Origin of the sequence: Sphingobacterium allocomposti (assembly GCF_008124885.1) — a bacterium.
GTDB lineage: Bacteria > Bacteroidota > Bacteroidia > Sphingobacteriales > Sphingobacteriaceae > Sphingobacterium > Sphingobacterium allocomposti.
The window spans coordinates 97,261-110,296 of sequence record NZ_VNHX01000016.1; the positions used below are offsets into that span (position 1 = coordinate 97,261).

Genomic DNA, 13,036 nt, shown 5'->3' on the forward strand with positions numbered 1-13,036 from the left:
GTCAATGCCCATGATCGTCGCCATGATCGTGCGTATGGTCGTGGTGGTGGTGTTCGTGGGGCCCATGCTCCCCATGGTGATGTCCATGCCCGTCAAACAAAAAGTTAGCCAGCGAAACCAAAATACCTAAAAGCACGGCTATCATTTTTTTCTTATTGAACTTGTGGTGGTCTGCGGAACCCGACTCAAATAGTATTGTCGTGGAGATGTGCAGGAAGATACCAATGACGATAGCCATTATCTTATCAAAATATTGAGCTATGTTGCCCATCTCTCCTTCGGAAATGCCCTTGCTTGTCAGGAAGCCCAGTGGCGTCATGGCCGCGAATAGGAGGATGAACGTGGATATTTTTGTTTTTGACAAATGGGTATTCAGAAGGAGGCTACCCAACGCAAAAGCTGCGGGGATGTGATGGATGGCAATACCGAATACGAGCTCGGACTGGTGGCCGGCGGCAAGCGGCATCCCCTCCAAGAAGGCGTGCAGGCATAGGCTGACCATGATCCCAAGCGGGAAAACACCATGATCGTGCCGGTGAATGTGTCCGTGTTCTATACCCTGCGAGAACTGCTCCAGGATCAGTTGAAACAGGAAGCCTCCCAGCACATACAGGCCGATGATTTCCGGACTGGTTGTCGCGGTCAGATAAACGTGAGGGATGAGGTGTAAGACCGTGATACCAAAGAGGTAAGCGCCACTAAAGGAAAGTATAAGTTTCAGTAAACTTGTATTGTCCCGTTTGACGAAGAAGACAGCAAGCCCACTCACGAATGCTGATATGAATAATATGCTGACGATTAAGATGGAACTCATGCTGTTTGTGCTGCTGAAGTAGGGTTAGGGGTAAAAAAGTCGGGAAAGAAACGTTTGAATAGGTAGCCTACACCGGTACCGATCAATATGCCGAGAAGGGCGCCGCAGATAATATCGACGGGATAATGCACGCCAACATAGATCTGTGAAAAGCTAATGAGCGAGGCCCACGTAATGCACAGCCAAAGTGTATGTTTCCAACGGCGTCTAAAAAGGGCAATCCAGAAAAACGCCATAGCGAAATGGTTTGTAGCATGAGATGAGGTGAAGCTAAATCCTGATCCGCACCTTACACGGATATTCACTTCATTTTTAAAAACCAAGTCGTTACATGGGCGCACACGTTTTACATTTTTTTTGATGAGGTGCGACGACAGGGCGTCGGAGATACCGAAGTTAGCCAGCGTAAAGGCAACGATTAATATCCCCATTTTACCGTAATGCTTGATGAAAAAGATGATCAAGAACAGGTACAAAGGCGCCCATGTATATGGATTGCGCAGTATAGGGAGCAACCAATCAAAAAAAGGATTACTTAATCCTTGGTTAATGAGCAGGAATATTTCCTGGTCAAAATGAATGAGTTGATTTAACATAAATTATCTGATCTATTACTCTCAAAAGTAAAGAATAATTAGCAACATTTATACGTGTGAATTAGACGACACAATGTTGCGGCAAATGTACGGCATAGAACCGTAAAAGTGAAAGTTTTGTATGATAATTTAGAAGATAAGTCTATTTTTACGCATCAAACTGTTGAATATGACACTTATTAAATCGATATCAGGTATCAGGGGTACAATTGGTGGTAAACCAGGCGAGGCACTTACGCCCGTGGACATCGTGAAATTTACGGCCGCATTCGGAAAAATTCTTTTGCAGAAAACGGGCAATAATAAAATCGTGGTCGGCAGAGATGCCCGTTTGTCGGGCGGAATGGTAAGTAATTTAGTAATAGGCACGCTGCAAAGCATCGGAGCGGACGTCGTTAATCTTGGTTTATCCACGACGCCTACGGTAGAGCTGGCTGTGCCGATGGAGAAAGCTGCGGGAGGTATTATACTGACTGCATCCCATAATCCGGGGCAATGGAATGCGTTAAAGCTTTTGAATAGCCAGGGCGAGTTCATCAGTGATGAAGAAGGAAAACAGGTGTTAGCGCTGGGCGAGAGCCTGGGTTTTGACTTTGCCGAGGTACAGGAACTCGGCGGGGAGCGTCTGGACGATAGCTACCTGCAAAAGCATATAGAGGCTGTCCTGGACCTGCCGCTGGTCGATGTGGACGCTATTCGCGGTGCGAACTTTAAAATTGCCGTAGATGCTGTTAATAGCACAGGCGGCATTTTTATACCGGCCCTTCTCGAGGCTCTTGGTGTTAAAACGATCTATAAGATCAATTGTGAGCCTGACGGACACTTCCCGCATAACCCCGAGCCCCTGAAAGAACATCTGACCGACTTGTCCAGAGCGGTGGTCGACAACGGGGCTGATCTTGGCATAGCTGTAGACCCCGATGTAGACCGTCTGGTATTCATGATGGAGGACGGCGAACTGTTTGGAGAGGAGTATACCTTAGTTGCCGTGGCCGACTACATTTTGGCCCGCACGAAAGGGAACACCGTCTCTAACCTGTCGTCGACACGGGCACTTAGGGATGTTACGGAAAAACACGGGGGAGAATACTTTGCCGCAGCGGTAGGAGAAGTGAATGTGGTCGCTAAGATGAAAGAGGTTAACGCGGTCATCGGCGGAGAAGGAAACGGTGGAGTGATTTATCCGGATTCCCACTATGGACGCGATGCATTGGTCGGTGTAGCCATATTCTTAAGTCATTTAGCAAAACTTGGCAAACCCGTGTCCGCCTATCGGGCCGAACTGCCGGCGTATTACATGTCGAAGAACAAGATTACGCTGACACCTTCGTTGGACATCGATGCGCTTTTGCAAAAGATGGGTGAGAAGTATGCGCATGAACGGTGCACGACGATTGACGGGTTGAAGATCGATTTTGCTGAAGAATGGGTACATCTGCGGAAGTCGAACACTGAACCTATTATCCGCATCTATTCCGAGGCACCGACGCAGGAGAGGGCCGACACTATTGCACAGCAGATTGTACACGAGATAGAAGATATCATCAAACATTAGCTATCGTTCCTTCGGCTCCTCCTGTCTGACACGGGAGCCGAAGGGCCGAGCTTCTGCGAAATGTATAGGTAGCGTGGGATATGCATCGGTGCACGCCGGTGTGCAGATCCCATGTGGTTTATCGTTGCTACGCTACTCGCGCCGACGCGCGTTTTTGGGGATGGCGGTTCGCCCACGGCCCTGTCGCGGCGGGCTGGCCAGCAGTGCTTACCAACCGCGGATATTCAAGGCGTCTTTGGCTGGCTTTCTTTTTGCTTTTACCGGTGCCAGCGCCAGGCCAGGATACGGATAGCTTTGTTGCCATGTGCCATCGGAATCACCTTTATGTCCGGCGCCTGATGGTATTCCAGTATAGCCACCAACGGCTTTACATTGTCTTTATCAGCTATAAGGGAGGTGATCCAGCCTAGCTGCTCACTGTAATCCATGCTTTCATAGATCATCGTGCGTACAAATTGCCTTTCTCCGCCTTCACACCAAAGCTCGTTGGGATGTCCTCCGAAATTCTGTACCGGCAGCTTATCCTGATCGCGATTCAGGTTGTTGAATTTTTTCGTGGTTTTCTGCCAATTATGTTCTCTGGACCGGAAGAAAGGCGGATTACACATCACTGCGTCAAAGTATTCTTCCGGCTGGATGACGCCGTCAAAAATATGTGAAGGATGAGGCTGAAGGCGGAGCTCGATATCCCTTTTCAATCCGCTGTTTGCCTTTAAAGTGGCCTGCGCATGGTTTAATGCGGCCTGATCGATGTCCGTTCCGACAAATTTCCATTGGTAAATGCGCTGTCCAAGAATCGGATAGATGCAGGATGAACCTGTTCCGATATCGAGGACACGTGTGCCGTCTGCCCCGCGTCGATTTGCCGTAGGCGCCGTGGTCAGAAGGTCTGATAGGTAGTGTATGTAATCGGCTCTGCCCGGAATCGGCGGACACAGTCCATTTTTCATAACAGACCAGTTTGCGACGTTGTAGTAAGCAGAGAGCAGGCTTTTGTTCAGCTGGAGCACGGCCGAAGGATGAGAAAAGTCGACAGACTCCCTTCCGTCCGGTGTGGTGATCATATAGTCGCGGAGTGCGGGATTTACTTTTGTGAGTTTTTTGAAATCGTATCCGGCGAGATGAATATTCCGTGGATGTAGCGTTTTTCGGGGTATGGAATTGTCGGGCATCATATATACTTTCCTGCAAAGGTACCATAAAAATTGCTGCGTTTTTAAGAAATAGGTATATTTAGCGCCCAGCACGGCGGGCAATAAGCTTCAAACCCGGCGCACGCTATGGAAGCCGGCAGGTTTGCAGCAAACTTCCGTTGCGTGTCGGCGCGGTGCGGCCTACGCCTAAGGACATAACGAACGATATGACAGACGTTGATATTAAAGAATTTCTTGACAAGAAGGTTGAACTATTTAACCGGCCTGATTTCATTGCTAACGACCCCATATCGATTCCGCACCAATTTCAGACAAAGCAGGATATCGAGATTATGGGCTTTTTTGCGGCTGTACTGGCATGGGGACAACGTAAAACGATTATTAGTAAATGCAATGAGCTGATCCAGCGCTTTGACGGGCGGCCGTGGGACTTTATTTCAGCGCACCGGGAAACAGACTTGAAGCAATTGCTGGGGTTCAAACACCGGACGTTTAACGACACCGACCTGCTCTACTTTGTAGCGTTCCTACGGCACCATTATACCCACTTTAACTCGCTTGAGGATGCGTTTCTGCTGTCGGAGTCTGCAGGTGCCGGATTTATGATGGAGGACAGTCTAAACGCTTTTAAATCGTATTTCTTTTCCCTAACGGATTTTCCTATCCGCACACGGAAACACATCAGTTCGCCGCTGCAGAATTCGGCCTGCAAGCGCCTAAACATGTTTCTGAGGTGGATGGTACGCAAGGATGGGGCGGGCGTTGATTTTGGAATATGGCACAGGATAAGCCCCAGGGACCTGGTCTGTCCGTGCGACGTGCATGTCGAGCGTGTAGCACGGCGTCTGGGGTTGATCCTTTCAGAGAAGGTCAACTGGAAGACGGCTGTCGAGCTGACCGAAAACCTGAGGCGGCTTGACGCCGATGATCCGGTAAAATACGATTTTGCCTTGTTTGGCCTCGGCGTGGAGGGAGAGCTTTAGCGGGCCGGCGCCTTTATTTCTGCGACAGCCGCTCAAGCAGGTCTACCATCCGGTTGGAATAACCAAACTCATTGTCGTACCACCCGACCACCTTCACCAGCCCACCGACTATGGATGTCAGCTGTGCATCGAAGACACAGGAGTAAGGGTTGTTGATGATATCCACAGAGACTATCGGGTCTTCTGTATAGTACAAAATACCCTTCAGGGAATGTGTTGAGGCGTGTTTGAAAGCCTCATTGATGTCGCGGACCGTTGTATTCTGTTTCAGTGTACAGGTAAAGTCGGTTAAGGATCCGTTTAGCACGGGCACGCGTATTCCGGCACCGCCGAGTTTACCTTCGAGGTGAGGGAACACGTTTGTTATGGCCTTTGCGGCTCCGGTAGTTGTGGGTATGATGGAGGAGGAGGCTGCGCGCGCGCGCCGTAGATCGCGGTGTGGGGCGTCGTGCAGGTTTTGGTCGCCGGTCATTGAATGGACAGTCGTAATATACCCATCGTTTATGCCCCAGTTTTGGTCTAAAATTTTTACTAAGGGCGCGACATTGTTTGTCGTGCACGAGGCGTTGGAGAAGAGGGGGGTGTTCCAGTCGAAGTCGTCGTCGTTAACGCCAAGTACGACCGTCGGAACATCCTTATCCGGCGAGGGAGCCGAGATGATGACCTGTTCTGCGCCAGCCCCTAGATGTAAGGCTGCTTTTTCGCGGCTGGTGAAAAAGCCTGTAGATTCTACAACGGCATTTATGTTGAGGGCTCTCCATGGAAGCCGCTGCGGGGTGGGCTCACGAAGCACCTGTATGGGCTTTCCGTTTACGATGATATGCTCTTCATCGTGCGTCACCTCCTCCATAAAAGGACCATGCACCGAGTCGTACTTCAGCAAATGTGCTAGGGTAGCTGTGTCGGTCAGGTCGTTGATGGCCACGACCTCAAGTCTACTTTCAAGCTCTCTCCGATAAATATTCCGTAAAGTGTTCCGGCCTATACGGCCGAAACCGTTAATAGCAACTTTCATTATTTGGTAAACTCAGCTAAAACGTAGTCGATCTGCTTTTCGCCGTCCCAGCTGTTTTTTAGTTTGCCGTCGGGACCGTAGATGTAGTTTGCAGGGAATTGCGCCGGTACGTGGAATTTTTGGATAAATTCCTGATTTCTGTCGTACAACACTTCCACGTTAGGCTTGTCCACCAGTTCTTTGCCGAAGGTTTCCAAAAAAGAAGCCATCAATGCGGGGTCGTTCATGGAGACGAAGTAGATATTGACGTTTTTAAGCCGCCCGTAATTTTTAGCCAGCGAGGTCGTTTCGTGCTGGCAATGTCCACAGCTTGGATCAAACAATATAAAGACGGTATTTCGGTTAGCCGGAATGTCTGTGTGTGTAAAGCTGATGCCTGATTTTACTTTATAGAAATTGAATGCAGGTATGGTGGCCGCTGGCTCTTTGGATGTCGCGGGAGCCGCCGCTGGTGTCTGCACCTGTTGCTGATGAGGGTGGGCTGTGTTTGCTTCCTGCTGTGCCGGTTCTTGATGTGTTGCTTTGCCATCGTTGTTGGACTGGCAGGCGGTCATACCCGTCAATGCGGTAAATAGAAGTCCGCTAAATATATATTTCATGCTCATGTATTTTTGTGTATCAAACTTAGATAAAAATGCTGTATTGTACAATTATAAATCCGTTGCATATAAAAGCATTTTTATCGATCTCCCGGCCATTGAAAAATTTAAAGAGGGAATTATAAGGCCGTCAGGTTGTCGTGTATGGCCATACCGGATATGGTAGATGCCAAGCGGTGCAAAGCGTCTTTTGTGGCCGTATGGATACAAGGAAGATTATCTTCTATATAAAAAAGGCCTCTGCCTATTTGCAGAAGCCTTTTTATCGGAATCCAAACAATAAATTTCTTCGTTATGGCGTGACGACTTTCGGCGTCGCAGGTTTCTCCTCGGAGATATGTTTGCCCTTTCCTAGATCGTGTACTGCCGGAGCAGCCAAGAAAATAGAAGAGTAGGTCGCAACAACGATACCTGTTAAGATTGCAAAAGAGAATCCACGGATAACTTCTCCTCCGAAGATAAATAAAACGACCAAAACGAATATTACGGTTAAGGACGTGATAATGGTACGGCTTAATGTCGTATTAATGGCGTGGTTGATAATGTCTCCGAATTTTTTACTGTGCGAGCCCGACTTCGAGAGATCCTCGCGGATACGGTCGAAGACAACTACCGTGTCGTTCACCGAATACCCCAATACGGTCAGAATTGCGGCTACGAAATGCTGGTCAATATCCAGCGAGAATGGCACGATACCATCGAGGATAGAGAACAGACCCAATAAGATAATACCATCGTGTATGGTCGCGATTGCGGCTCCGGCTGAATACTGCCATTTGCGGAAACGAACGAGTATATATGCGGCGATAATCAGGATGGAGAAGATAGCAGACCATACTGCTCTATCTTTGATATCCGTCGCAATACTAGGACCAACTTTCTGTGAAGATAAAATCTCGTATTTGTTTCCGGTAATTTTAGACAGTCCTTCGTTCAGCTTGGTCAATACTTCGCTGTCTGCCTCATCGCTCGTTTCCTCGATGTGATACGTTGTCGTTACACGAACCTGGTTTTCGCTACCGAAGGTCTTCACTTCGGTAGTCGAGTTGAATGTCTGATCCAGGTTTTTACGAACGTCCTCGAGGTTTACCGGTTGGTCGTACCGCACGGTATACGTACGTCCGCCTTTAAAGTCGACACCCAGCGTAAAGCCTTTTGTAAATATAGAGGCTAAAGAGATAACGATTGCAACAGCTGAGATAATATAGAACAATTTCCGCTTCTTAATAAACTGGAAGTTGGCGTTCTGTAATGTGTTTGCCGACCACGGGAATGCCACGGATACTTTCATATCCTTGTTAAGCATATATTCGAATATCAGACGGGAGATAAAGATCGATGTAAATAATGATGTAACGATACCCACCATAAGCGTAGTTGCGAATCCAAGGATAGGTCCGCTACCAAAGAAAAATAGGACGAGTCCAACCAAGAACGTCGTAATCTGGGAGTCAAGTATCGACGGCATCGCATGCTTGTAGCCATCTGCAATAGCCTGACGGATGCCCTTTCCTAGGCGGAGTTCCTCGCGGATACGTTCATAGATAAGTACGTTGGCATCCACCGCAGTACCCATAGTCAATACGATACCAGCGATACCGGGCAGCGTTAATACAGCGTTCAGGGAGGCTAAGATACCCATCAAGAAGAATACGTTAAACAATACCGCAATATTAGCAGCGATACCTGCGCGGTTGTAGTAGGCGATCATGAATATCATTACAACGACGATACCGATAACAGCAGAGTTAATACCGGCATCGATGGCCGCTTGTCCCAAAGAAGGCCCGACAATTGCTTCTTCAACAATTTTCGCCGTTGTCGGCAGGCGGCCTGCCTTCAAGACGTTGGCAAGGTCTTTTGTATCTTCGATCGTAAAGCTTCCCGAAATCTGCGAGCTACCGTTAGGAATCTCTTCGTTTACAGAAGGGGCTGAATATACTACGCCATCAAGGACAATAGCGATAGCCTCTCTGTTTTGAGCTGCCTGAGCCGTGATCCTTCTCCATTGACGCGCACCTTCGGTATTCATGTCCATGGAGACCACGGGACGGTTTTGCTGGTCGAAGTTATCGCGGGCGTCCGTAATTACGTCGCCGGTCATCACTGCTCCAGTTTCCGTGCCGGATGTTTTTATCGCATATAATGATAGAAAGTTTGGTGATTTTTGTTCCGGTTTAACTGCCCATAGCAATTTTAGGTTTCCGGGGATGGTAGCTTTAACTTCAGGACGGTTGAGGTATTCATTGACACGTGCTGTATCTTTAAGGTTCGCAATACCTACCATTGGTCCAGGCATTAAGCTCGGCTGTCCGTTTTCGCCGATGAAGGTCGCAGGGTTTAAAATTGCGAACAAAGGGTTGCTGGCAGCAAGCTCAGAAGACGCTGTTGTCGAATCGGCTTTGTCGTTCTTCGCTGCGCCCAGATTGGCCAACAGGTTGTCGTCGTCCTTGGTCGTGCTGTCCTGTGCTGTCGAGTCTTTCGCTACAATGGTGTTTGCCGCCGCGTCGGAAGCCTTGATGGAAGAAGCGAGTATCTGATTGATGCTTTCCAGCAGTGGATATACCTGGAAATTATCGTGTGTTTCGTAGAACTCCAATTTAGCAGATCCCTGCAGGAGTTTGCGAACGCGAGCCTCGTCGTTTACCCCCGGAAGCTCGATTAAGATCCGGTTGGTACCTTGCTGTATCTGGATATTCGGAGAAGCTACGCCAAACTTATCAATACGTGTACGCAATACCTTATACGAGTTTTGAATGGCATTATCGGCTTCTCTGTTCAGGAAAGTACGGACGTCGTTATCAGAGCTGGTTGCTTTTATTAACGCCGAGTTGTCTTTAGAAGCGAAGAAACTGGCCAGTGGTGTGGATGTACCCGAGGCTTTGTATTCGTCGACGAAAAGATCGACAACACCTTTGTTTTCTGACTTGCTTCTTTGAAGTGCCGTATTTAGGGCATTATTGAACTTATCATCTTTCGGGTTGCCCGCCAGATTTTTGATCAGTTCGTCCAAAGAAATCTCCATGGTTACATTCATTCCCCCCTTAAGGTCGAGACCCAAAGCCAGTTCATGTGCTTTAGCTTCTCTGTAGGTGAACTTAGCAAGTCCCAGGTTATAAACCTCTTCGCCTGCCATGGAGTCTAAATACGCTTTTTCTTTGGCCATATCGCCTTTTGCGTATTCAGCAGCCTCTCGTTCTACTTTTCTTGTAACAAATGTGAATGATAGGGAATAGAGGCATGCTATTGATACCACTACTACCAAAAATTTAATCAGCCCTTTACTCTGCATTGTCTGTATTCGTGTATTTGTTTGATATAGTTTATATATTTTTTACTTAACGATTTAGCTTAATACTACTTAGCCAAGAATCGCAAAGGTATAAAAATTTTGTAGAAAGAAAACACAATTCGCTATATATACAAACAAAATTTGCGACGTAGAACGACCGTTGTTAGGATTGCTCTTTTGTGAGGTGAGAGGCTCTTCGGATCAGCTGGAGGGCCGACAGGAATATCCGCGGACCGCCATTGATGGTTGGCGGTGCACCGCTAGGGCGAGATGCGTATTTTTCTTATGGCTAACATGTTTCGGGCCTGTGACTTACGCGTTTAAGGAAGACACAGATGTAAAAAAACGCGTCATTGCGGGCGGGTGACACACGGAGGTTTGATACCCGTAGTACATTGTGCCGTCTTCTTTCGTTCGCAATGACGCGTTTCCGCGTTACCTTTTGCAGCGTCAGCCGCTAAGGTCAGATTAGTTTAACGTAAACTTAAAGCCCAACGAGAAACGCGCGGCTTCAAAGTTGGTATTGTTTGATAAGTTCCACCAAGGTTTCCAGTCGAAGTGGAAGGCCAATGGCGCTGCTGGAATCTTGTATTCCAAGCCCGCGGCGGGGCGAATAGCGAAGTAGGTGTCGTCATCGTTTCCACGGTCGACGAAGCTCAACTGAGGCCCCACACCTACATACCAGCCCAACCCGTTTGTTCCGGGAAATTGGCGATTGTACGAGTAATCGGCGCCGATTAACACGTGGTTATCGCCGAAAAGCACCTGTGCATTACCGGCGTTGGCGCCACCGAAAGAATGTTTTATCTGTGGTCCGACAAGCGTCTGCCCATCGCCAAGATCTATGCCCAATCCCAGCGCCGTATTATAAGGTGTCTGGGCGTTAGCTTTTTGAAAACCAACTGTTATAAAAGAAGCAGCTAATAAAGTTAAAAATACTTTTTTCATGATATTTTACTTATATAATTTCATAACCCATCGATTTTCGATAAGGTTTTTTTCAACTGTATGCAAATAGTTTGCCAAAACGCCAGAGCGGGGCTGTAAAATATTCAGGCGGGGCTTTTTAATCTTAATGTCATCCTTTTACAAAAAAGATTTATATTTTGATTAATTTCGGAAAAATCGTAAATTTGCCTGGCAAATAGAAACTCCAAAGATATTTGCCATATGCAATTAGATCCACAAAAATTCGTAGCTGAAGGTCTCACATACGACGACGTTTTATTAATTCCAGCTTATTCAGAAATTCTGCCGCGCGACGTTGATACGAGTACGTATCTGACAAAGAAGATCAGGTTAAATATTCCGTTGGTTTCGGCTGCTATGGACACGGTCACAGGTGCTGATCTAGCCATTGCGATAGCTCAGGCGGGTGGTATAGGAATGCTACATAAGAATATGACGATTGAGGAGCAGGCTGCTGAGGTAAGAAAGGTAAAGCGCTCGGAAAGCGGAATGATTCAGGACCCGGTGACGTTGCTCGAGGGGGCCACGGTTGGAGATGCGTTTAAGATCATGAAGGACCATAAAATCGGCGGCATTCCTATCGTCAGCACAACAGGCAAACTGGTGGGGATTGTAACGAACAGAGATCTACGCTTTCAAAAGGATATGGCAAAACCCATAAACGAGTTGATGACTAAGGTCAACTTGGTTGTTGCACCGGAAGGAACAGATCTGATTAAGGCGGAAGAGATTTTACAGAACCATAAAATTGAAAAGCTTCCCGTTGTTGATACAGAAGGCAACTTAAAGGGGCTTATCACGTTTAAAGATATTCAGAAATATAAACACTATCCTAATGCGGCGAAGGACGGTCACGGACGACTGTTGGTGGGTGCCGCCGTCGGCGTGACGGGTGACACCATCGAGCGTGTTTCTGCATTGGTTAAAGCCGGCGTAGACGTGGTGACGATCGACACGGCGCATGGGCATTCGAAAGGCGTTATCGAAAAGCTGAAAGAGGTAAAAGCTGCATTTCCGGAGTTGCAGGTTATTGTCGGCAACATCGCAACAGCGGCAGCGGCACTAGCATTAGCGGAAGCGGGGGCAGACGCGGTGAAGGTAGGGATTGGCCCTGGGTCTATTTGTACGACGCGTATTATCGCCGGAGTTGGTGTGCCACAGCTGTATGCGGTCTATGAGGTCGCTAAAGCATTAAAAGGATCCGGTGTACCGGTTATTGCCGATGGGGGAATTAAACAGACCGGTGATATAGCGAAGGCTATCGCGGCCGGAGCGGATACCATTATGGCGGGATCGTTGTTTGCCGGTGTCGAAGAAGCACCCGGAGAGACGATAATATACGAAGGACGGAAGTTTAAATCGTACCGCGGAATGGGATCGTTGGAGGCGATGCAGAAAGGGTCTAAAGACCGTTATTTTCAGGATGTGGAAGATGATATAAAGAAGCTTGTACCCGAAGGTATTGTGGGGCGGGTTCCGTACAAAGGCACGTTGGCCGAAGTTGTTTACCAGTATATCGGCGGGCTACGCGCCTCAATGGGGTATTGCGGGGCAGCTACTATAGAGCGTTTGAAAGACGCACAGTTTGTCCGTATTACAGGAGCTGGTTTACGGGAATCGCATCCGCACAATATATCTATCACGAAGGAAGCTCCGAATTATAATAGCAGGGGATAAACTCCTTAAGTGTAATTAAGTCTTGGATTTAAGCTGATTAATTGTTATTTTGTTTTCAATCGATCAACAAATTATAAATTTAAACACTTAGTTATGGGTAAAGGTGATAAAAAAACGAAGCGGGGAAAAATTATAATGGGGTCGTTCGGAAAAAAAAGACCAAAAAAAAGAGGCCCTAAGATAACCCGGAAAAAAGAAGAAGGCGCTGTCTAAAAAGCCTTTTTTTAAAAAGGAATCCCCGATACGTGAAAGTGTCGGGGATTTTTATTGTTTGTCCTAAAAAATGGTTATTTTTAGGTGTACCCAAACAATATGGCAAACATACTATTCAAAGCATTACCATCCAATAGTCCGAGTCTTTTTCCGGAAGATATTTTTGCAA

11 protein-coding genes are annotated in these 13,036 nt (G+C 47.5%); 4 read left to right on the forward strand and 7 right to left on the reverse strand.

All coding sequences use genetic code 11. From position 1 onward, the window contains the following. Nucleotide 1: 1 nt before the first annotated feature. Entirely contained in the window at nt 2–814 is an 813-nt protein-coding gene (locus BC792_RS12340; RefSeq protein WP_148909319.1) for a ZIP family metal transporter, read from the reverse strand. Next, entirely contained in the window at nt 811–1,410 is a 600-nt protein-coding gene (locus BC792_RS12345) for a phosphatase PAP2 family protein (protein WP_148909320.1), read from the reverse strand. The genes BC792_RS12340 and BC792_RS12345 overlap by 4 nt, the downstream gene beginning before the upstream one ends. Before the next feature lie 169 nt (nt 1,411–1,579). On the opposite strand from BC792_RS12345, the gene glmM reads away from it, so the two are divergent. After that, nucleotides 1,580–2,965, forward strand: coding sequence for a phosphoglucosamine mutase (glmM, locus tag BC792_RS12350; protein WP_148909321.1), 1,386 nt, complete (start codon nt 1,580–1,582; stop codon nt 2,963–2,965). Nucleotides 2,966–3,222: 257 nt separating this feature from the next. On the opposite strand, the gene rlmF is transcribed toward glmM, so the two are convergent. Continuing rightward, on the reverse strand, nt 3,223–4,140 hold the full coding sequence (gene rlmF / locus BC792_RS12355; RefSeq protein ID WP_148909322.1) for a 23S rRNA (adenine(1618)-N(6))-methyltransferase RlmF: 918 nt from the start codon (nt 4,138–4,140) through the stop codon (nt 3,223–3,225). Nucleotides 4,141–4,325: 185 nt separating this feature from the next. On the opposite strand from rlmF, the gene BC792_RS12360 reads away from it, so the two are divergent. Continuing rightward, the gene (locus BC792_RS12360; protein WP_148909323.1) at nt 4,326–5,102 is read left to right on the forward strand and encodes a TIGR02757 family protein; all 777 of its coding nucleotides are present in this window, start codon (nt 4,326–4,328) and stop codon (nt 5,100–5,102) included. Nucleotides 5,103–5,115: 13 nt separating this feature from the next. On the opposite strand, the gene gap is transcribed toward BC792_RS12360, so the two are convergent. The 4 genes from gap to BC792_RS12380 form a co-directional block, all read right to left on the reverse strand. Continuing rightward, on the reverse strand, nt 5,116–6,117 hold the full coding sequence (gene gap / locus BC792_RS12365) for a type I glyceraldehyde-3-phosphate dehydrogenase (protein WP_211357534.1): 1,002 nt from the start codon (nt 6,115–6,117) through the stop codon (nt 5,116–5,118). Next, a complete protein-coding gene (locus tag BC792_RS12370; RefSeq protein WP_246155032.1) occupies nt 6,117–6,716 on the reverse strand; it encodes a TlpA family protein disulfide reductase in 600 nt (199 codons plus the stop codon). Before BC792_RS12370 ends, gap begins: the two co-directional genes overlap by 1 nt. Nucleotides 6,717–7,008: 292 nt before the next feature. Next, nucleotides 7,009–10,008 (reverse strand): protein translocase subunit SecDF, encoded by a 3,000-nt coding sequence (gene secDF, locus BC792_RS12375; protein ID WP_148909326.1) that lies wholly within the window; start codon nt 10,006–10,008, stop codon nt 7,009–7,011. A 468-nt stretch (nt 10,009–10,476) separates the two neighbouring features. Next, entirely contained in the window at nt 10,477–10,956 is a 480-nt protein-coding gene (locus BC792_RS12380) for a hypothetical protein (protein WP_148909327.1), read from the reverse strand. Between the two features lie 222 nt (nt 10,957–11,178). Here BC792_RS12380 and guaB point away from each other — a divergent pair, with 222 nt between their 5' ends. Together guaB and BC792_RS12390 are read left to right on the forward strand one after the other, a co-directional pair. Continuing rightward, on the forward strand, nt 11,179–12,654 hold the full coding sequence (gene guaB, locus BC792_RS12385; RefSeq protein WP_148909328.1) for an IMP dehydrogenase: 1,476 nt from the start codon (nt 11,179–11,181) through the stop codon (nt 12,652–12,654). A 93-nt stretch (nt 12,655–12,747) separates the two neighbouring features. Then, complete coding sequence (locus BC792_RS12390) at nt 12,748–12,867, forward strand: 30S ribosomal protein THX (RefSeq protein ID WP_148909329.1); 120 nt, start codon at nt 12,748–12,750, stop codon at nt 12,865–12,867. Nucleotides 12,868–13,036: the final 169 nt, after the last annotated feature.

Coding starts and splice junctions, on each gene's coding strand:
- gap (WP_211357534.1), bottom strand. CDS start 6,117: ATGAAAGTTGCTATTAACGGTTTCGGCCGTATAGGCCGGAACACTTTA.
- BC792_RS12380 (WP_148909327.1), bottom strand. CDS start 10,956: ATGAAAAAAGTATTTTTAACTTTATTAGCTGCTTCTTTTATAACAGTT.
- rlmF (WP_148909322.1), bottom strand. CDS start 4,140: ATGATGCCCGACAATTCCATACCCCGAAAAACGCTACATCCACGGAAT.
- BC792_RS12390 (WP_148909329.1), top strand. CDS start 12,748: ATGGGTAAAGGTGATAAAAAAACGAAGCGGGGAAAAATTATAATGGGG.
- guaB (WP_148909328.1), top strand. CDS start 11,179: ATGCAATTAGATCCACAAAAATTCGTAGCTGAAGGTCTCACATACGAC.
- BC792_RS12370 (WP_246155032.1), bottom strand. CDS start 6,716: ATGAAATATATATTTAGCGGACTTCTATTTACCGCATTGACGGGTATG.
- secDF (WP_148909326.1), bottom strand. CDS start 10,008: ATGCAGAGTAAAGGGCTGATTAAATTTTTGGTAGTAGTGGTATCAATA.
- BC792_RS12360 (WP_148909323.1), top strand. CDS start 4,326: ATGACAGACGTTGATATTAAAGAATTTCTTGACAAGAAGGTTGAACTA.
- BC792_RS12345 (WP_148909320.1), bottom strand. CDS start 1,410: ATGTTAAATCAACTCATTCATTTTGACCAGGAAATATTCCTGCTCATT.
- BC792_RS12340 (WP_148909319.1), bottom strand. CDS start 814: ATGAGTTCCATCTTAATCGTCAGCATATTATTCATATCAGCATTCGTG.
- glmM (WP_148909321.1), top strand. CDS start 1,580: ATGACACTTATTAAATCGATATCAGGTATCAGGGGTACAATTGGTGGT.